24 protein-coding genes and 1 pseudogene are annotated in these 20210 nt (G+C 33.2%); 19 read left to right on the top strand and 6 right to left on the bottom strand.

The genetic code is table 11. The features are described from left to right. Window position 1 precedes the first annotated feature (1 nt). Window positions 2–928: an NgoPII family restriction endonuclease gene (locus OZX59_RS06175; protein ID WP_277125278.1), complete on the bottom strand. Its 927-nt coding sequence runs from the start codon at window positions 926–928 to the stop codon at window positions 2–4. 114 nt (window positions 929–1042) lie between these two features. Here OZX59_RS06175 and dcm point away from each other — a divergent pair, with 114 nt between their 5' ends. Next, window positions 1043–2317, top strand: a complete 1275-nt coding sequence (gene dcm / locus OZX59_RS06170; RefSeq protein WP_277125277.1) for a DNA (cytosine-5-)-methyltransferase — start codon at window positions 1043–1045, stop codon at window positions 2315–2317. A 58-nt stretch (window positions 2318–2375) separates the two neighbouring features. Here the strand turns inward: dcm and OZX59_RS06165 are convergent, their stop codons facing one another. Continuing rightward, the gene (locus OZX59_RS06165; protein WP_277125275.1) at window positions 2376–3050 is read right to left on the bottom strand and encodes a hypothetical protein; all 675 of its coding nucleotides are present in this window, start codon (window positions 3048–3050) and stop codon (window positions 2376–2378) included. 293 nt (window positions 3051–3343) lie between these two features. Between OZX59_RS06165 and OZX59_RS06160 the strand changes: the two genes are divergently transcribed. From OZX59_RS06160 to OZX59_RS06110, 11 genes and pseudogenes are all read left to right on the top strand, one after another. Next, a complete protein-coding gene (locus tag OZX59_RS06160) occupies window positions 3344–3838 on the top strand; it encodes a hypothetical protein (RefSeq protein ID WP_277125273.1) in 495 nt (164 codons plus the stop codon). Then, the gene (locus OZX59_RS06155) at window positions 3835–4368 is read left to right on the top strand and encodes a hypothetical protein (RefSeq protein WP_277125272.1); all 534 of its coding nucleotides are present in this window, start codon (window positions 3835–3837) and stop codon (window positions 4366–4368) included. Before OZX59_RS06160 ends, OZX59_RS06155 begins: the two co-directional genes overlap by 4 nt. Beyond that, a complete protein-coding gene (locus tag OZX59_RS06150) occupies window positions 4352–5134 on the top strand; it encodes a cell division protein FtsK (protein WP_277125270.1) in 783 nt (260 codons plus the stop codon). Before OZX59_RS06155 ends, OZX59_RS06150 begins: the two co-directional genes overlap by 17 nt. 89 nt (window positions 5135–5223) lie before the next feature. Next, entirely contained in the window at window positions 5224–5562 is a 339-nt protein-coding gene (locus tag OZX59_RS06145; RefSeq protein ID WP_277125268.1) for a hypothetical protein, read from the top strand. Between the two features lie 5 nt (window positions 5563–5567). After that, entirely contained in the window at window positions 5568–6023 is a 456-nt protein-coding gene (locus tag OZX59_RS06140) for a replication initiation factor domain-containing protein (protein ID WP_277125266.1), read from the top strand. Continuing rightward, on the top strand, window positions 6007–6390 hold the full coding sequence (locus OZX59_RS06135) for a hypothetical protein (protein ID WP_277125264.1): 384 nt from the start codon (window positions 6007–6009) through the stop codon (window positions 6388–6390). The genes OZX59_RS06140 and OZX59_RS06135 overlap by 17 nt, the downstream gene beginning before the upstream one ends. A 3-nt stretch (window positions 6391–6393) precedes the next feature. After that, window positions 6394–6621: an HTH domain-containing protein gene (locus OZX59_RS06130; protein ID WP_277125262.1), complete on the top strand. Its 228-nt coding sequence runs from the start codon at window positions 6394–6396 to the stop codon at window positions 6619–6621. 61 nt (window positions 6622–6682) lie between these two features. Continuing rightward, window positions 6683–6883 carry a hypothetical protein gene (locus OZX59_RS06125; protein ID WP_277125260.1) on the top strand — a complete coding sequence of 67 codons (201 nt, stop codon included), beginning with the start codon at window positions 6683–6685 and terminating at the stop codon, window positions 6881–6883. Further along, complete coding sequence (locus OZX59_RS06120) at window positions 6829–7908, top strand: tyrosine-type recombinase/integrase (protein ID WP_277125258.1); 1080 nt, start codon at window positions 6829–6831, stop codon at window positions 7906–7908. The genes OZX59_RS06125 and OZX59_RS06120 overlap by 55 nt, the downstream gene beginning before the upstream one ends. A 377-nt stretch (window positions 7909–8285) precedes the next feature. Continuing rightward, window positions 8286–8662, top strand: a pseudogene (locus tag OZX59_RS06115) (N-acetyltransferase). Between the two features lie 469 nt (window positions 8663–9131). Beyond that, window positions 9132–10151, top strand: coding sequence for a matrixin family metalloprotease (locus OZX59_RS06110; RefSeq protein WP_277125256.1), 1020 nt, complete (start codon window positions 9132–9134; stop codon window positions 10149–10151). 69 nt (window positions 10152–10220) lie between these two features. Here the strand turns inward: OZX59_RS06110 and OZX59_RS06105 are convergent, their stop codons facing one another. Continuing rightward, the gene (locus OZX59_RS06105) at window positions 10221–10625 is read right to left on the bottom strand and encodes a MerR family transcriptional regulator (RefSeq protein WP_277125254.1); all 405 of its coding nucleotides are present in this window, start codon (window positions 10623–10625) and stop codon (window positions 10221–10223) included. A gap of 114 nt (window positions 10626–10739) precedes the next feature. Here OZX59_RS06105 and OZX59_RS06100 point away from each other — a divergent pair, with 114 nt between their 5' ends. After that, window positions 10740–11600, top strand: a complete 861-nt coding sequence (locus tag OZX59_RS06100) for an aldo/keto reductase (protein WP_277126999.1) — start codon at window positions 10740–10742, stop codon at window positions 11598–11600. Window positions 11601–11687: 87 nt separating this feature from the next. Here the strand turns inward: OZX59_RS06100 and OZX59_RS06095 are convergent, their stop codons facing one another. Further along, window positions 11688–12221 carry a TetR/AcrR family transcriptional regulator gene (locus OZX59_RS06095; protein WP_277125252.1) on the bottom strand — a complete coding sequence of 178 codons (534 nt, stop codon included), beginning with the start codon at window positions 12219–12221 and terminating at the stop codon, window positions 11688–11690. A gap of 114 nt (window positions 12222–12335) precedes the next feature. Between OZX59_RS06095 and OZX59_RS06090 the strand changes: the two genes are divergently transcribed. From OZX59_RS06090 to OZX59_RS06065, 6 genes are all read left to right on the top strand, one after another. Further along, window positions 12336–13340 carry an NAD(P)-dependent alcohol dehydrogenase gene (locus OZX59_RS06090; protein WP_277125250.1) on the top strand — a complete coding sequence of 335 codons (1005 nt, stop codon included), beginning with the start codon at window positions 12336–12338 and terminating at the stop codon, window positions 13338–13340. A gap of 185 nt (window positions 13341–13525) precedes the next feature. Further along, on the top strand, window positions 13526–14749 hold the full coding sequence (locus tag OZX59_RS06085; protein WP_277125249.1) for an SLAP domain-containing protein: 1224 nt from the start codon (window positions 13526–13528) through the stop codon (window positions 14747–14749). Window positions 14750–15068: 319 nt separating this feature from the next. Continuing rightward, the gene (locus tag OZX59_RS06080) at window positions 15069–16439 is read left to right on the top strand and encodes a DHA2 family efflux MFS transporter permease subunit (RefSeq protein ID WP_277125247.1); all 1371 of its coding nucleotides are present in this window, start codon (window positions 15069–15071) and stop codon (window positions 16437–16439) included. Between the two features lie 94 nt (window positions 16440–16533). Further along, window positions 16534–17199 (top strand): hypothetical protein, encoded by a 666-nt coding sequence (locus OZX59_RS06075; RefSeq protein ID WP_277125245.1) that lies wholly within the window; start codon window positions 16534–16536, stop codon window positions 17197–17199. A gap of 167 nt (window positions 17200–17366) precedes the next feature. Continuing rightward, the gene (locus OZX59_RS06070; protein ID WP_277125243.1) at window positions 17367–18230 is read left to right on the top strand and encodes an NAD(P)-dependent oxidoreductase; all 864 of its coding nucleotides are present in this window, start codon (window positions 17367–17369) and stop codon (window positions 18228–18230) included. Between the two features lie 28 nt (window positions 18231–18258). Continuing rightward, a complete protein-coding gene (locus OZX59_RS06065) occupies window positions 18259–19110 on the top strand; it encodes an aldo/keto reductase (protein WP_277125241.1) in 852 nt (283 codons plus the stop codon). A 41-nt stretch (window positions 19111–19151) separates the two neighbouring features. Here OZX59_RS06065 and OZX59_RS06060 read toward each other — a convergent pair whose 3' ends face one another. Together OZX59_RS06060 and OZX59_RS06055 are read right to left on the bottom strand one after the other, a co-directional pair. Then, entirely contained in the window at window positions 19152–19691 is a 540-nt protein-coding gene (locus OZX59_RS06060; protein ID WP_277125239.1) for a cob(I)yrinic acid a,c-diamide adenosyltransferase, read from the bottom strand. Next, window positions 19691–20206: an ECF transporter S component gene (locus OZX59_RS06055; RefSeq protein ID WP_277125237.1), complete on the bottom strand. Its 516-nt coding sequence runs from the start codon at window positions 20204–20206 to the stop codon at window positions 19691–19693. Before OZX59_RS06055 ends, OZX59_RS06060 begins: the two co-directional genes overlap by 1 nt. Between the last annotated feature and the right edge of the window lie 4 nt (window positions 20207–20210).

The following is a 20210-nucleotide window of genomic DNA, read 5'->3' as shown; positions in this document are numbered from 1 at the left end:
ATTAGTCAGTATATCCTGCAAATAATGTAGCTGGTAAATTAAGTTTAATGCCGTTTGGATCAGGTAAGTTAATATTTTTAACAAAAAGATTACCGGCTGCTTTATAAGTATCTAATTCTTTTGATAAATTTTCCCATTCTTGACCCATATCTTGAATGAGTTCATTTAGATCTGAATCTAATAGGACAACATAAATTTTGCTTTTATTTTCTGGTATAGCGATACCATTAATGTATTTATTAAAAATTTTTTCAGGGTGTTGAAGTTCATACATACCCCTGATTCTCATATTAGTTCTTTTAAGCTTGTCGATTCCATGAACACGAGCGAGTTCTTTTGATTTAATCCAATCTATATTGGATTGAGCGCTTTTTTGAATTGAATTCCGAATACCTTTTATTATATCTTGATAATATTGATTTTTCGGAACCATAGTATTACCGTAAACAAACCATAAACTTTTTAATTGATTTAAATTTTGAGGATTTTTAGTATTTAGGTTTCCAACTGCGTAAATAACAGGTTTTGTATCCCAATCAAGAATGGGTTCATTTTTTAATGAATCCTTTGGATAATTTTGTGTTTCACGTGTTATATAATCTTTAGGATAAGAGCTGTTCAATGGAACCGTACTATAGGAATCATCATTAACTTTTTTTGATTCAACACCTGCTCCACCTTTAATTATTAGATCAGGAAAATGTGTAGAATCTCCGGTCCAAGAAAATAATTTTTTATATTCCATTTCTTTTTGTTCTTGATAAGAATACTGTAATGCATTCCAGCAGAACATATCTTTTATAAAAAATTCTAGGTTATCACCTGTGGCATTCGCTGAACCGTTTGATTTGTATATTGGTGTTAATCTGGTAGAGTTGTGCTTTAAAATGTTACGTAAGGCTATGAGGACGTTTGATTTGGCTTTCATATGTAATTCTCACTTTCGACTTTATTTGTTTTTACAATATTATTTTTACACTAAAGTATATACTGGCCAAGTCGGTTTTTATGTGATATTCTATTCTTCATAAGGAGTATTGATATGGCTAAAAAAGAAAAGAAGTTTATTTCATCACTTTCTATGAATTCAAAAGAAGTGACCTCTGTTTTAAAGCAAAAAATTGAGGAAGAAAAAGAGGAAGCTAAAAAAAATCAAACAAAAGAAAGTATAAATTTTGAAAAAAATCTTTTTTTAAATGCAAAATATGATGCTAGTAAGATTAATATTTTGTCACTTTTTAGTGGAGCTGGTGGATTAGACTTAGGAACAGAACTAGCAGCAATTAATCAATATTTTGGAGAAAAGGCTTTTTATAGTAGTTATAATAACAAAAAAGAATTTCACAAATTTGCTAATGAAATTTTGAATGTAGTTTATAGTAATGATAATTATATGGCTGCTAATTTAAGTTATAAACGAAATTTGTTGGCACATGGTATTCAAGATACACGCGATATTCGAAAAGTTACTCACTTTCCCAAAAGTGATTTAATGCTTGGTGGATTTCCATGCCCTGGATTTAGTGTAGCAGGACCTAGGTTATTAGATGACCCACGCAATTTTCTTTATGTCCATTATATTAGAGCTTTAATGGATTCTAAGCCGTTAGTTTTTATAGCAGAGAATGTTAAAGGATTAACTACAATGGCTCATGGTCAGGTATTACAGCAAATTAAAGAAGATTTTGCAGCAGCTGGCTATTATGTAACTGTACAATTATTAAATGCGGAAAATTATTATGTGCCTCAATCAAGAGAACGTGTATTTATCGTAGGCGTGAGAAATGATATTCATGAAGAATATCAATATGAATATCCATTACCGATTACGGGTACTCTACAAGAGCCATTAGTAACTTTGAGTGATGCTATTGGTGATTTACCTAAAAATCCTAAAGATGTTTTTGATAGTAGTTATAGTTCTATGTATATGTCGCGGAATAGAAAAAAGGGATGGAACGATGTTTCTTATACAATACAGGCTTCTGGCAGACAAGCCCCTCAGTATCCAGGTGGCGAACCTATGAAGAAAGTTTCTAGTACAGAATGGATTTTTCAAGGTAATCTGAATAGACGCTTATCAGTAAGAGAATGTGCAAGAATACAAACATTTCCTGATTGGTTTGAATTTTCTGATGGTAATAGAGAAAATGTAAGTGAAAATAATCGATTAAATGAAAAATATAAGCAAATTGGTAATGCTGTACCGGTATTATTAGCAAAATATGTTACAAGCTATGTGTTGGATTATTTAATTGATAGACTCAGTATTTCTGCAAATCCTGAATTATTAAATTCGAAATCAGTAAGACTATAAATGAAAACATTGGTTAATTTCAAAAAGCGAAGGAGTTAAAAATTCCTTCGCTTTTTTATTAAATCAGGCTTATTAAAGTTCGCGTTATTGTTAATGCGAGTGTTCTAGGGCTGAGATTATCAATATCAATATCTTTCTTTAAAGAATATTGCAGTTTTAGAAGTGCCTTTTCATTAGACATAGTTTGTGTAACTAAAAATTTCAAATGATCCCTTATATCATTTTGATAAATTTTATAGTCATCGATTATGTCTGTAGATTTTTTGCTTCTATTTATTGCTCGTAAGTCGTAGATTATATACGAAATTACTATCATAGTTACGGTTTTAGTTGTTACATTTTTATCAAATAAACCTCGATTGATATTAAACTTATTCCTATTCTTCATAAAGTCTGTAAAAGAATCTACGGTACAGTATCTATCTAACAAATTATTAATTGTGATTAAAGAATAAGTGGTTACATAATCTGAATCTGGAAAAAATAGTTTAGCCCAGTTATTTGATGAATCAAAGAAATAAATAGATAAGCCAATAATTTCATCAGGAGTAGGTGTAGCTCCTTTCTTTGCTATTTGCTTAATTCGATATGTAAAAAATTCTAAATTAGCTTTATTTTTTTTGACATTGGGCATATTTTTAAAAACTTGTTTAGCTATTATTTCGTATGACTCCTCTTGTAAAGTTAATAAATGTGTTAATCCGTTTTGAGGATTATATTTTTTTCTGATCATTCCCTTGTTTGGGACAGTACTGGCCTATTATAACCTTTCTATATTTTTAGCTTTCGAAAGAATAGGCTAAGTTTACTTTTAAAAATTATGGTTGTCTGAATTACTCATAATTTGAAAAAATGCTCTATAAAATTGGTTTAGTGAAATATAAAAGGCTGATAAATCAACTTTTGTGAAAAAGGATAAAATTTCTTATTTTTAAAATAAGAAATATGACTAATATGAGCAACGAAAATAAACGGATAGAATTAGTCTTGAAAAAATTATTATTGTTTTAACTAAGGAGATAAAAAATGCAAAAGCAAGCTACTAGTAGCAATATAGGTGAAGAATTGTCTGTTGGCAAAAAAGTATTGAATCAAAATGAAGTTGAAGTAGGTTCTACATATTCAGAAGTACATGTAAACAAAAATTCTTTGGTTCAGTCATATATGGCTAAACATTTAAAAGATATAATTGGTAATTTTTTTGTCTTAGACAATCAGGAGCGTCAAGAAAAACCTGATTTTACTAATAAAAATAAGATTAATAAATCTACTATTTATTATGTAAAAATCATAAGCAAAAAAGCAGAAATGCCATTTGGATCTACTATTGAGGTTAAGGTAAAAGATACTGAACCACTTTTTACAAAACAAGAAATTGAAAGTGTCACCCTAGGAATACAAAAACCAATTGTTTTAGCTTTTGATAATCTAGCTTACTATCATTTTAATGCTGGCGAGACTTTGATTGCTGGCTCTGTACGTAAAGTACAAGTTAGTGTAAAGGAGGCAAGTGAACGGTGAATTTCTCTGAATTGACTTATGAAACTGAATATCCATTGGGACTTAGTCCAGGATTGTTTGGTATGATTCTCACTATTTGGGAAATTATTACTATTATTTTTTGGTTACTTTTTAGTCTTCAAGGGGAGGGTAATTTAGATATTGCTTTGTTGGTTGGTTGTGTACCTATTCTCTTTCCTTTTGTGTATGAGTACTTTCGCTTTAAAAAGTTTGGGTGGATCATAGGAGCGTTAGAGAAAGTTGTTAGTTCGGCAGGGTTAACAAAAGAAGTTGTGCCTAAGCATCGTACGATTTTTGGCTATAATGCCGTTGAGCACGGTCCTATTTTTAAAGCATATCAAGCTGGTGAAAATAAATTCATGTTGATTTTTTTGCCTAATGGCTGTCCTAATGCAACTATTGATTTATTGCCTTTTTTACAAGCAGAGCTTCCGCAGTATACAGTTGCACTAACTGAGAGGTTACCTAAAAAGTATCTTATTATTAAGAAGAGTTATGGAAAGAGTCTGACTAATGAGAACTATAATTGACTTGGATGGCAATATGCTTAGTTTACGAGGTTCCACAGGAACCATTATTGTGGGTAAGCCCGGAAGTGGGAAGTCAGTCTTAACTACCTATTTACTATTAGAAATTTTAAAACTAGGTGGTTTTGCCTTAGTTTGTGATACTAAGCGCTCTGATTTCTATTCTTTAAAAGATTATTTGATTAATGGGAATGAACGTGTTGCTTCAAGTCCGAGTCAAATAGCTAAAATACTAAGACAGTTGAGTGACTTGATGACTAATCGATATGAAACGCATATGGGTAATTGGGGAATGGACTGGGTTGATTATAGTTTGAGACCGGTAGTTTTAATTTTTGATGAATTTTCCGCTACAATTGCAGAGGCAGATAAGAAAACTGAAGCAGAAATTGATAAGTATTTAAAACAAATTATTTTTAAGTCAAGGCAAATGGGTGGTATATATACAATTTTGGCATCGCAACAATTGACGGCAGATGTGTTAGGTAGAAATGTCACGTCAGAGTTTTCTACTAGAATTGGAATGAATTATTTAGACAGTATTAGTCAATCGTTGGCTTTTCCTGGATGTGATACAAGTGAAATTCCGATAATTCCTAATATACCTGGATATGGGTTGATTTATGATGACCATTTTAGTAAATTAGGCATTCCGCAACCTTTTATTGCTCCAGATATTTCTCAAGTAACGGTACCTGAGATTGTAAAGAAGTTAGATTCTCGTTATTATGTTAATAATTTTGCTAAAGAAGATTATTGGCAATGGTAGATAGTTTGGTGGCAGTAGATGGGCAATTTAGGTTGCCCAAGCGGAGCGCTCTAGCTGACACCCGCTTAGTAATACGGGTGTGGTGAAATATGAAATTAAACAGTATCAAGATAGACCAAATTAGATTAATGGTTCCTGTAAGAGATCAAAAACTTAAAAGGAATGAATTTCCATTAGAGTTGATTGCGATAAATAATTTATTTAGTTTTGATACGGTATTTTCAGAAAAAACTATTACGGCTTTTGGTAAGAATGGATATACTTTATCAATTTCTTATGGTTCAGGAAATAAAGATGAGTTAGTAACTATCATGTTTAATCCTAATCGGTTAGATATGGGATTATTGATTGATTTTACCGCTAGTGGCAAAGTATTATTTGAATCTTTATGTAAATTACAAGACATTAAAGTAAATTGGAAAAAATAATTGAAATGATTTATCAAAAATTTTTAGGGCATATATCAAGAATTGATATTGCAGTTGATTTTATTGACTATAATTTTTCAATTAACAAAATTTTCACAAAATTAAAATGTGAAGAATACTTTTTCTTAAATACCCGTAATCAAGTAATTAAAGCAGACAGAATTCGATGTATAGGGACCAAGAATGAAGTCCTTACCATTTATGTAGGAAGTAGGAATTCAGATGCTTTTTTACGTTTATACAATAAAAAGCAAGAGCAAAGTGATAATAAAAGATTATATCGCTTAATTGCTGATAAGCATGATAATTGGGTTAGATTTGAGGGCGAATTTAAGCACCGTGAAGCTCACGCTATTGGTGCAATGATATCTACTTTAAATACTAATAATATTTATCCTTATTTAGCTGGATGCATTTTAAAGCATTGGAAAATGGTGATTAATGATGGCAGCCAAGAATAAAATTATTTATACGCAAGAGTGGAAAGAAATAGCTAAACTAGCAAAAGAAAGTGATGTTAGTACAGATAGATTATCACCTTACTTTGATATTTGGTTAGACCATAAAGTTCAATGGTTCCTGTTTAATGGGTCCGTTGGCATTCTATATTTAATAAAAAGTATTTTTGGAAATTCAGGCTTAGAAGAATTTATTAAATTTGTTTTGAAGTACATGGACGATGAAAATACATTAGGACATTATCATCCATCCGCTAATGTCAAAACTGAGTTAGGTAAGTATCGTGAATCTGCAAGATTATTTGCACTAGATGAATACTTGACTGAGATTAGTAAAAATCTATATGAAAATGACACAAAAGGAAGATAAAAAGTGTTGAATACGGAACAAAAACTGAATAAGACAGAATTAGCAACTGCTTTGCATGTTAGTCAGACTACTTTATGGCGTGCAATCAAAGAAAATAAGAAAAAGGCAAAGAAATATAATCTTCATAGATGTCCAGAACATGCAACATATTCTACTGGTAGAAAATATTTTTATGCTCGAGAGATGGAAATCTGGTTAGATGAAATTTCTAACTTTGTTCCTGACAAATAAATTAATTGTTATAATGGGGGAGTACTGTTTTGGTACTCTCTTATTTTTTAAGGGAGTAAAAATGTCAATTACTAAAATTATTAAAGGAAGATATGCAGGTGGATTTCGTGTAAGAATTCAGCCTAAAGATATAACAACAGGAAAGCAAATTAGTTTACCAAGTAAAGTTGTTGGAACATTTCTTGAGGCAAAAAACTTGAAAGAAAGATGTGGGCTGAATTTGAAGAAGATAGTTCTGTATTTGATAGTAAAAGTAGTATAAGCTTTGCACAAAGCTTACTTGATTATTGTGAGGAAGAACATAGTGCTGGTAGATGGAGTTTATCTACTTATGGCGATTGGAAATATACATGCCGCTTGGTTTGTAAGTATTTTGGTGAAACTAGGATAAAAGATATTACTGAGTTAAAAATTAGAGCTTTCTCACGCAACTATATTGAAACGCATAAGGCAAAAGTTTCAAAACATTCAACTATAGATAGGCGTTTGCAACATTTTAGGCAATATTTTTCAGTATTAAAAGAGCAAGGAATAGTCAAAATTAATCCAGTTCCCAAAAATCCGCTACGAAAGTTTTTTAGGATAGAAGAATTTTCTGTGATTTCAGAAAAATATGTATTTTCTTCAGAAGAAGTTATTAAAATTAAACAAGAAATATTTTGTGAATTGAAAAAATTGCAAGTAGATTTTTGGGTAAGTAGATTAGCTGTTTTAATTGCTCTTGAAACTGGAATGCGATCTCAAGAATTACAAGCTATAAAATGGCAGCAATTAGTCAAAGAAGGAGATTATCCTGAATTTGAAATTAATGATGCTTGGAATGAAAAACTTCATCGATTGAATGGCCATTTAAAGAGTCGACCACATGGCTTTTATCGCAAAACTCTTCCTTTATCAGAAGATTTATATAACCTTTTACTTTGCTATAAGAGTAGCCAAGATAAGATATTAAATAATAAAGGAATCGTGAATGGTAATAACTTTATTTTATTGAACGTTCGTGACTATAGACGAGCTGAACAAGGTATGCCGATTGTTCAGACAAGTATGAATGAAATTATTAAAAAGATTGCAAAAAAGGTTGGAGTTCAAGCAACAAGTAAAGAAATAAATATGTATACTTGTAGACACACAATAGCAACTAAATTGGGAAATACACCAGGAATGTCTTATCCTTGGGCAGCTTCGCGCTTAGGGCACACAACTGAAATGTTCTTGAAAACTTATGTTCATGTTGCAAGGGATCAAAGTCAGTATATGATGAAACTTTTGAGTCAAACACACTGAACACACTGAACTTTTAAGGTGCTGTAAAATGTACAATTAAAAGACTTAAATAAGATAAGCTTAACAGTGTATTAGTTAGGCTTATTTTTTTGTAAATTTTTTCTGCAGTCACTGAAAAAGCTTTACGTGCTACAAGAATAGTTCTCTTTTTGAGCAGGATACGGCTAATAAAAATGATCTTATAATGTTGAAATATCAAAGGTTTTCGTTTGTGTACATTAGGCTATCCGGAAGTTCAAAAAAGCATGAAAGATATACTGAAAAATATTTGTGATCAAGTTGGAATAGATAGTAATGGTTCTGGGTATTGAAATTTTAAATCTGGGAAAAATATAAACTAAGAAAATTGAAGAAAGGTTAATGGACGACTAAATAATATGACCTATAAAATTACGCAATTAACGCAAGAAAATGCAGTAGAAATTGCTGATAAATGGCACTATGATGGGCAGTATGCTTTTTATGATATGACTGCTGACCCAGAAGATTATGAAGAAATCGTTACTCCAAAATTGCGACAAAATAGTTATTATCAGGTACTTGCTGATGATAAATTAATCGGCTTTTTTGTGATTGAACCAGCGGATGAAAATCAAGGTAGCTATGAATTAGGATTGGGGATGAAGCCGAATTTAACGTACGTGCACAAAAGGTTTATCAGCGATTGGGCTTTATACCAGTTAAAAAGCACCAGCAAGAAACAAATAATTCGGGTTATCCTTTTATTGAAATGAGACGAAAATTTAACGGATAGTTACTATTTATGTTTAAGTTGATAAAAGCTCTGGGGTGAGTTTTACAATTTAATGGTAATTATGAATATTACTGTTGCAAGATAAGAATTAACAAGTCTCCATGCTTAGTCACAATTTTATAAATTAGTTTTAAGAAGTCTATTATTGAGGTTCTATAAATACCTTGGTAATAGACTTTTTTATTATTTTTAATTCTTAGTTGATAGTTATGCAAAGTTGTTAATATTTGGTTTTTGTGTGGTAAAGCTGTTTTTGATTTGCTAGTCAAACAAAAAAGTGCAAATAATTTGAATAGAGACTCAAATCTGACTAAATTAAAGCTAGAGTTGTAAGCGGAGCCAACCATTGAGCCAGAACAAGATATCGGTACTTGAACTGGTGAAAAAATTTTAATCAGCAAAGTGTGTGTTAATTATTGGTTTTCTGATTAGAATGGCAACAGCTTAATATTTAGAAAGAGGTTCTATCATGAAAAGTAAAAATAGCAAAAAACTAATTAGGATTTCAGCTACTATATTAGTAAGTATTGGAGCAACTAGTTTCATTAGTAATACCAATTTAAATTCAAACTTTTTACAGACCGTGCAGGCTGCTAAAAAAGCTAATTCTGACAATCCGTTTAGTCACCTTACAATTAATCAACTGCCTAGTTTTCAACTAGGGACTAATCCAACAATTGTTGAGCAGCTTTTAAATTATTGTTTTCCTGCGGAAAAAGGCTATGAGGTTAAAGCAACTTGGGTTACTGTACCTGATACTTCCAAAGTGGGTAAGACTAATTACGAAGCAAAGGTTACAATTACCGATCCCGATGGTAATAGCAATACTAAAATTGTTAGTATGCCAGTTACTATTACTTCGAATGATGGATTTGAACAAGCTGAGGCAAACCCTGCATACAACGCACCAAGTATCAGCAGTTTTGATAAATCTGTTCTTGATAAATACCACTTAGAAGGACACAGATGGGCCAAGTTATCAATTACTTACAATACAGATGAGGTTGACAAAGACAGCATAAACTATGTAAAGCGAGTTATCAAACAGATTAATAACTTAAATTTAGTAAAATTTGTACCGACAAGCAATAAGGACAGTGCCAACATCATTTTTACTGTTGAAAATAGTAACGATGACAACTATATTCAGCAACATGATGGTATTGGAAAAAATGCGGTTGGGTTAACTTCTTTTAAGCCATTCAAAAAGAATCAACATAAAGGATTAGATGAAGACGTTCAAAATCATGTTACCATTCTGCCAGCCAGAATTAGACATTGGTTAACTTGGGAACCGAAACTTAATTATCAATCTGCTTTTATGACAGTAACGGCACATGAATTAGGTCATGCGATAGGCTTAGCACACTGTGAAAATACGGGCGATGATATTATGGCCAATTATTCAACTACACGCCGTGTTGATAAGGATAAGGAGCTGTTAGATAATCATTATAAACAGGCTGTGGCAGTGCTTTATCAAAATTAGCAAAGAAATAGTATGAACATAAAACCTTTATTGACAAGTATTTGCCTATTCTGGCTAATAGGATTTTGATTATTCTCTGTTCCAGGTTTTTGGGTTTAAATAATCTTTGGCAGTATTTGTTAAAGCTGTTTGATAAATTTCCTCTTTATGTTTTAAAAAAGCAATTTGTTTTTGAATATCAGCTAATTGCTGTTGAGTCTTAGCCATTTGGGCTTTAATTATTTGATAGCGCTCAGGAATGGTCTTTTCACCAGTAATGCAGAGGTCAACATAGTGCTTAACTTCTGTTAATGACATGCCAGTTTTTCTCAAATAATTATCTCCTTCAAGCCAATTAAGTGCTTCTTGATTAAACAAACGATGATTATTTTGATCGCGTTCGACTGCAGGAACTAGTCCCTTATTTGTATAAAATCTGATTGTGTGTTCACTCATATTTAACTTTTCGGCTGCTTGTTTAACAGTTAGTTTCATATATTTAACTTCTTTCATTTATTTTTTACAGTTTTTGCTTGCCTTAGAGTAACTCTAAGCGAATATAATAAATTTATACTAAAAATGAATAGAGGTAAAGTGATGACAAGTAAGATACCAATGATTACATTAAATAATGGGGTTGAAATGCCACAAGAAGGTTTTGGTGTATATCAAATTGATGATTTAAGTGAATGTAAACAAGCTGTTAAGGATGCTTTAGAGGTGGGATATCGTTCAATTGATACTGCACAAGCTTATTATAATGAAGAAGCAGTTGGAGCAGCAATTGCTGAAAGTCCAGTTTCTCGTGAAGAGATTTTTTTGACTACAAAAGTTTGGATTGATGACTATGGCTATGAACTAACCAAAAAGTCAATTGAGTTATCCTTGCAAAAGTTGCAAACTGATTATCTTGATTTGGTTTTATTACATCAGCCATTTAATGATTATTATGGCGCGTATCGTGCATTAGAAGATTTATATGATGAAAAAAAGATTCGTGCAATTGGTGTTTCAAATTGGTCGGCAGCTAGGTTAGTTGATTTGGCTGAATTTAATCGGATTGCTCCTGCTGTTAATCAGTTAGAAACGAATATTTTTTACCAAGAGCAAGCAATTAGACCATATCTTGATCAATATCAAACTAGGCTTGAAGCTTGGGCTCCGTTGGCTCAAGGTGCGAACAATATTTTTACCAATCCAGTTTTAACTGAGATTGGTAAAAAGTATAATAAGACGCCAGCACAAGTAGCTTTAAGATTTTTGACACAAAATGGCATAATAATTATTCCTAAATCGACACACAAAGAACGTATGCAACAAAATATAAATATTTGGGATTTTGAATTAACTTCAGTTGAATTAGAACAAATTCGTCAATTGGATACGGGGCAGTCATTGACACTTGACCATGATGCACCAGAGAGTGTTAAATTCTTTGTGGATTATAGCAAGAATAACGCTCCAAAATAGGTTTTCAGTTAATGAAATCCCAGTATTATGCGATTTATATATTTTTAAAAAGCAGGCTTAATGCCTGCTTTTTTGGTCATAATTTGATTATTTGAACTGAGTGAGCATTGTTTCGACAATCTTCTCTATATCTGTTGGCTTTAATTTTGCACCATCTCTAATCCATTTTAAAAGTAAGTTACATAAACCACCAATAATAAAATAGTAGGCATAGCTTTCTTCTTCAATGTTTTGATAATCGCCATGTTCTATTGGTGCTTTAGGAAAAAAGTTACCAAAGATTAAGTAGAATAAATTGTTTTTATCTAATATAACTAAGAAATCTGTATATTGTTTCCAAAATTCAAAAAATTGGATAACTATACTTTGTAAGTCAAATTTTTCTTGCTTCATTAATTTTTCGATTAATAAATTCAATAAATCTTCAAGATAATAGGTTAAAATATCCTCTATTTTTTTAAAATGACGATAAAAAGTTCTCCGAGAAACTCCTGCTTCTTGTGTCAGTTCAGAAATGGTAATGGTATTAAATGGTTGCTTTGACATTAAAGCTAATAGAGCATTAACCAATAAATTTTTAGATACTCTAATCTGTTTAGTTCTAGTTTTTCTATCTGTCACAGAGCATACTCCTTTGTAGCACTTAATATAATTGTGTTGTATAAGTAATTATTTAATATTATTATACATTATATAAAGACACAAATGTGACAACTAATTTTAGAGGAATTTTTAATGAAAGCAGTAATTTATACTAAACAAGGCACTAATCAAGAAGCAGTTTTAAAAATACAAGATATTGCTAAACCAGTTCCCGAAGATCATCAGGTATTGGTTAAAGTAAAAGCATGTTCTCTAAATGTAAATGATTATACTAGATTTACTACTACTAAAAGTAACGGTAAAATGTCATTTTTTGCTAAAATGATTGATAAAGTACAGCAAGCCCCTGGTAAACCAATCGGTGGAGAAATTGCGGGTGTTGTTGAAAGTATTGGCAAACAAGTTAAAAATGTAAAAATAGGTGATGAAGTTTTTGGCGTTACATTAGGATCTTTTCCCAATGGTGGTCTTGCAGAATTTGCAATTTGCTCTGATGATTTAGTTTATCAAAAGCCCGAATCTTTAACATTCGAAGCATCGTCGGCTCTTCCGATATCTGCTATTACAGCTTTAGGAGCGGTGCGAAAAGGGAAAGTTGAACCAGGAAAAAAAGTTTTAATTTATGGTTCGTCTGGCGGAGTTGGACAGTATGCAATTCAAATTTCAAAAGCATCTGGCGGAATTATTACGGGAGTGTGTAGTACCAGAAATGTAGAAATTGCACAAAAACTAGGTTGCTCTCAAACGATTGATTATAAAAAAGCAGATTTTACTAAGTGCAACGATAAGTTTGACGTCATACTTGGTATAAATGGCTATAATCCTCTTCATGTGTATCGAAAATTATTAAAACCTAATGGTATATATGTGTCGGTTGGTGGTATTAAACAGGGAATAATGGGCGGTATGTTTGGTGGCATTTCATCTATAGGAAGTAGTAAGAAATTTACTGGAGCTTCTTTTGCAGAAAGTGTTAAACAGGAAAATGCTTTATCGACTATTAAGCAGTTATCCGATACAGGCCAAGTAAAACCTTATATTGACAAGATATATTCAGTAAATGATACGGTTGCTGCAATTCAATACATAGTTAAATATCATACTCATGGTAAAGTTGTAATCAAAATGGATATTTAAGTAAGAATATATAAATTCATGGTCAGAATATTTCTCACTTAAAAAGAAGTCTATTATCAAGGTTCTATGAATTATTTGGTAATAGGCTTTTTTCTTGTTTGCAGAACTTGAGCGCATATTGCTTTTTTGAAAAGAACAGTTATGATTAATTTAGTACTTATTGATTTATAGTTAGGAGATATTTTGTGGGTTTAAAAAATAAAAAAATTAGACGAAATGTGCTTGTTGTAATTATTGCATTAGGCAGTGTTTTTAGTGGTTTAAATATGTTACTTGGTCAGACTGATGTGTCTAATGCGGCAACTATACAAACAGCAGTACACGAAGATACTGGTACTGCTAAAACAGGCAAAATTAAGAAAAAAAGTTATGTTTATAATAGCAAAGGCAAACGCGCTAATAAGAAAATCCTTAAGAAAAACAAGACTGTTAAAGTATATGGAACTAAGGTAATTAAAGATAAAACGTACTATTCTTTAGGTAATGGATATTATGTACCGAAAAATAAAGTAAAATTATCTCAAAAGTTAACGGTGGTTAAAAAATCTTACTTATATACTAAAAAGGGTAAGCGTAATGGCAAGAAAGTCTTGAAAAAAGGCAAAACGATTAATGTTTATGGCACTAAAAACATTAAGGGTAAAAAGTATTATTCTTTAGGTAATGGTCAATATATTCTCGCTACCAATGTTACTGTACGTCAACCCGAGCCAGTTCCTAATCCGGTAGACAGCATAGATAACAATTTAAATAATTCTTCATCAGTGAGTCAACCAGATAAAACTGATAGCAATAGTTCTGCAAATGAAGCCAGTGGGACAAGTGAAAGCGGAACTGTTAATAATGATTCAGGGAATAGTATCAATAATTCTGCTAATAATATTGGCGGTAATTCTGCTGGCAGTACTGGTGGGTCAAGCGCAACTTCTATCGCTGATTTTTCACTTAGTGATTTCAGAAAGGCATTTATAACAGCACTAAATAATGAACGTTCAAAACGTGGATTAACCACTGTTACAGAAGATCCTGAGCATGATGATGTAGTTCAGAAGAGATCGCAATTACTACCAAATAATTTTAGTCATACTGATAAAAATGGTAGCTTTATTCTTGAAGACTATTATAAAAATGCCGGAATAAGCTATTATAGTATTGGCGAATGTTTAGCAATGTATCCTTGGGGTTGGGTTACGGACCATGATACTAATGAATTAATTCCTGCTCCAGATGGTGGGTCTTCAGCTGATGTCGCTCAAAATATGATTTATGAATATATTTATAATGATGCTGATTCAAATTGGGGACATCGCGATATTTTATTAAATCCTAATCAAAAGACGATAGGATTGGGTGCTGTGGTCGCATTGGATAGTGGACAAATTTATTCTGCTGTTGGGCTTACTTATTAAGCAAGATCTGATAGTTAATTCAAGTGATAAATTAATATCAAATTAGCAGAATTAAGAAAGTGCCTCCCCAAGAATGGTTAGCTGAGTAAAAATTTTGTAAAGTAGTCTAGAATTTCTAGGCTGCTTTTTTGTTTACAAAAATTTGTATTAGTTAAAACAAGTCTTGAATATTTAAGAGATGACCAGCAAAAACACAATATGCTGATTAGTCACTTCAATATGTTGTGGTATAATATGTACCTAGGTACCATATATGGAAATAATGGTATGGCAATTTATTAAGATAATTTTATTTTCAGCAGTAATTGGGGGATGCATTTTGACTAAAAATACTAGATTAATTGTTTCAATTTTCGGGATAGGTTTATTAAGTTTTTTAGGGATTGTGATTGAAACTGCACTTAACATTGCTTTTCCAAGTTTAATGCAAGAATTCAAGATTTCTGCAGTAACAGTTCAGTGGCTTACCAGCGGCTATATGATTGTTTCGACATTAATTATTCCGTTCGGCTCGTTTTTAAGAAAAAGATTCAGGGCACTTATTTTATTTCGGGTAGCAGCAGCGACGTTTTTAATAGGGACACTTTGCGCCGCAGTTAGCAATAACTTTTCTATCTTATTATGCGGACGACTTTTACAGGGAGTAGCAGACGGAATTTGCTTGCCGCTAATGTTTTCGCTGATTTTGGAGCAAGCACCAGCAACTAAAATGGGGACTTTTATGGGCTTAGGCAATTTAGTGATTGCCTTTGCGCCAGCAGTTGGACCTGTTTATGGTGGCTTGATTTTGAAAAACTTTACTTGGAACTATTTATTTTGGTTGATAGTTCCGATAATTGCGGTTGCCTGGATTTTAGGTGAAATAAGTATTAGCCAGGAGCAAGCATTGCAGCGAGTATCTTTTGATTATCAGGGTGGGGCATTATTGGTAGTCTTGCTAGTGTCATCATTGTTACTAATTATCAATTTGTCCTCAGGTGCCAATATCAATGAAGCCTTGATATTGCTCGTATTGGTAGTCATTAGTTGTGTTCTATTTGTAAAGGTGGAACGGGGGAATTCATCAGGTGTAGTTGATATAACTTTATTTAAGAATAAGCAATTCGTTTTATTTTTACTGACATTCTTTTTATTACAGCTAATATCGCTAAGTATGTCATATCTAATGCCGAATACATTGCAATTAGCTCTCAAACAAACTTCTGATATTACCGGATTGCTAATTTTACCAGCTGCCGTGATTGATGCACTCATGTCAATTTTAGCTGGGAAGATTTATGATAAAATAAGCCACAAATTACCCATAATTTTAGGACTTGGCATCATCATCGTTGCACTATTAGGGGCAGCAATTAACCAACTTTCGGTATTGAGTGTGGTAGCTACTTACATAATATTTATGATTGGCTTGGGACTAAGCTACGGCAATATTATGACACTTAGCTTGTCCCAGCTAACTGAAAGTGAAAAAAATGATGGCAATGCTCTTTATATGACGGCTCAACCGTTTTCTGGTGCGATTGGTACAGCAATGGCAGCTTCAGTTATGGGACTGATGCAGACCCAAAATAGTAATTTGATAATCGGAACAACTGCTGGATATAAATCGGTTCTAATAATATTAGTTATGTTAGCGGTAATTGGCCTAATATTCTGTCTAATAAATTTAATTGGTAGAAAGGATAGCTAGTTTGTTTATCAATAAAAACGATTGCAAGATGTGGAAGATGCTAGTATTCTTAATTTAATTAGTCCCATAATTTAGTTAAGGGAGGGCTAGGATTATGAAAATCAATAAAAGTATTTTAGCAATAATTAGTGTCTTGGTGATTGGGATAGGAAGTGTGTCAGCAAGTCCAGTTGATGCGGCATTTAGCACTCTAGCTGCCAAGACTCATGCAAAAGCATCCCAAAATTTAAAACACGTTAAAGTTACTTACGATAGCAGTAAAAAGCAAGCGGGTTTTACGGGCACGGCTGCTAAAGAAATCAAAAAAGTAAAAGTTTTTTATAATAATAAATTAGTGCAGACAGTTAAGGTTAAGAAATCTAACAAGTTTGTTGCTAATGCCAAATTTACAGGTTACAAAAACTTTACTTTGCTAGGTTTAAATAAAGCAGGTAAGAAGGCAACTAATAAAGTAACGATTACGAGCCAAAATTATGCTGCTCCGAAGCCTTGGATTAGTACTAGCAATCGCACGCAAGCGGCTATGACTTATGAAGTAGCTACTAACAAGGGATGTGGACTCAATTTTTACTATCACAAGCAAAAAGTCTGTTCTGTTAGCGCTGATACGGAAAAGACAACGGTAGTATTCTCCGCTGATGAACTTAAAGCCAAGACTGGATCCTTTACCATCCGCCAAACGCAGGCAGGCAAGAAGAGTAGCCCAGCTGTTAAAGCAGCGATTCTTGATAGCGGACAATCTTTTGCAACAAGTATTTAACTAAAAAAACAATTATCATCTCATCTTGAGCTAATGATAATTGCTTTTTTGTATTATAAAGAATAAGGCATATGCTTCAATTAAGGGAACGCTTTTTCAAATAACTACTAATCGTGCTATGATTAAATTAGTAGTATTAACAAATTTAGTTTAAGGGAGATGATTTGATGAAAATTGGTTTTATAGGTACAGGAGTAATGGGCAATGCAATTTGCCTGAATTTGTTGCAATCTGGTCATGAGTTATGGGTCTATAATCGGACTAAGTCTAAGGCAGAAAACTTAATGGATCGCGGTGCTAAGTGGTGTGCTAATCCGCAAAAAGTGGCCGAGCAAGCCGATGTAATTTTTACGATGGTGGGTTTTCCTAGCGATGTCGAAGATGTCTATTTTGGCGAACATGGTATTTTTAAAGTCGCAGTTAAAGGAAAGTATCTAGTTGATTTGACTACCTCTAAACCGCAATTAGCACAAAAAATTTATGCTACTGGTGAAAAATTGGGTGCCAAGGTCCTAGATGCACCAGTTTCTGGCGGCGATTTAGGTGCCAAAAATGGGACATTAACGATTATGGTTGGCGGTGACCAAGCTGGCTTTAATAAACTTAAGGCAGTCTTTGGTGATTTTGGTAAACAAGTCCAATACTTTGGTCCAGCAGGTAGTGGACAAAATACTAAGATGGCGAACCAAATTATGATTGCTGGCACTATGACGGGTCTAACTGAAATGCTAGTTTATGCGCAACAGGCGGGACTGGATTTGTCAAAAGTTCTTAAAACCGTAGGGGCAGGCAGTGCTGCTAATTGGAGTTTAACTAATTATGGACCGCGAATTTTGAAGAATGATTATTCTCCAGGCTTTTTTAGTAAACACTTTTTAAAAGACTTACGCATTGCGCTAGATACGGCAAAAGAAATGAAGCTAGATTTACCTGCTACTAAGCAAGCCAAAAAACTGTATGAAACTATGGTTGATAAGCAGCAGTTAGGTGACTTGGGAACGCAAGGTTTGATCAAATTATGGTGGCAATAAACTATTTATTGTAGAGAGGAAAATACAAATGAAGCAAGTAAAAATTAATAATCAAGAGGTACCAGCGATTGGGATTGGTACTTGGCACATGGGTAGCGATGAGGCTAAAAAGCAACAGGAATTAACTGCTATCCAAGCGGGAATTGATGCTGGAGCCAAGTTAATTGATACCGCAGAAACCTATGGTTCTGGCGATTCTGAGCGTTTAGTTGGTCAGGCAATCAAACCATATCGGCGTGAAGACTTGTTCTTAGTTTCAAAGGTTTTACCCAAAAATGCAACCAAGAAAGACATGGAACACCATTTGGATGCTAGTCTTGAGCGTTTGCAGACAGATTATCTTGATCTATATTTATATCATTGGCGCGGTAATGTGCCGTTAGCTGAGACAATTGCGGAATTGGATCGCTTGCGTGAAACTGGCAAGATTAAGTCGTGGGGTGTTTCCAACTTTGATGTGGCAGATTTAGAAGAAGTTGAGGCACTGCCAGCAGGACATCATCTAGCTGCTAATGAAGATCTGTATAACTTGAATGCGCGTGGCTTAGATTTTGATTTGATTCCGTGGCAAAAAGAACATGATGTACCATTACTAGCATATAGTCCAGTTGGCGGACTTAACAACAATTTGCATACTGATATGTTAGCTAATCCTGTGATTAAGCAAATTGCTACAGAGCATCAGGTTTCAGTTTATCAAGTATTACTAGCTTGGACGATTCGTGACGATATTACGATTGCAATTCCGCAGACTGCCAGTGTGAGCCATATGCAAGATAATTTGGCTGCGGCCAATTTGGAATTAACTCAAGCTGACTTAGACTTGATTGATAAGGAGTATCCTCGACCGACACATAAGATTCCATTGGATTTGGATTAATAGCATGAAAAAAGCAACTTCGATTGAAGCTGCTTTTTTAGTTAATATTTGCTTTTAATATCCGTTACGCCGTCTAAAACGTTGGCGTAACGCGCTAGCGTAAAGAGATAGTCGGATAAACGATTAAGGTATTGTAAGCACTCTGGAGCTAATTCTTGTTGTTCTATGTTTAATTTAACTAGTGAGCGTTCAGCACGTCTAGCAATAGTACGGGCATATTGTAGATTGGCTGCAGTAATTGAACCACCAGGTAAAACAAATTCTGTCATTTCTGGTAATTCAGTATTTAATTGGTCGATTTTCTTTTCTAGAACGGAAACTTTCTCTGCAGTAATTTCTGAGCGTCGTTTAACAACAATATCGCCTTCAAGTAAATAAAGTTGCCGTTGTAGATTTTGTAAAGGTTGCTTTAACTTGCTGCATTTGTCTGACAGGTTAGCAGTAGTTACACCAAGATAAGATTCTAGTTCGTCAATATCGCCAACTGCTACAATTTGTAGGTCATATTTAGGAACCATTTTGCCAGTAACCTGTTTAGTGAATCCTTGGTCACCAACTTTAGTATAAATTTTTAGGGTCATCAGATTCTCCGTTTGTAATGGCCAAGAGCCAGGGTAATCGGTTTATATAAAATAGGATAAAAAACTAAATTGCCGATTGCATGGTAGGTGTCAAAGGCGAGGCTGCTTGCCCAATAGGCTAAAAATGCAGCAATTCCACCGAAAATTGACATACCTAAATCGACAAAAAAGCCGTATTCCCAGCCTAAGAAAGTTGCCAAAATTAGCTGCAATATAAAGTGTTTTTTCAATGGAGTAATTTTCGCAAAGAAAATGACGGTTAAAATACAGCCACCATAGGCTAAAATCTGGGAAATAGTCCAAATGCCAAACCCCAAGTAAATATTAGAAATTATCATAGTAAGGATAGCTAATGCGAAGCCAAAACCGAAACCAACGTTTAAAGTAACCAGCATTAAAATATCGGTCACGGGCTGTACGTTAGGAATCGGGATAATTTTAAAGATGCGCAAAGTAACACACATTGCAGTTAAAATGGCTAACAAGGCAATTTGTTTGATTTGTTGATGTTTCATTTTT

The organism is Lactobacillus sp. ESL0681 (genome assembly GCF_029392835.1).
GTDB lineage: Bacteria > Bacillota > Bacilli > Lactobacillales > Lactobacillaceae > Lactobacillus.
The sequence above is the reverse complement of the archived record's forward strand: the minus strand, read 5'-3'. Positions and strand labels throughout refer to the sequence as shown.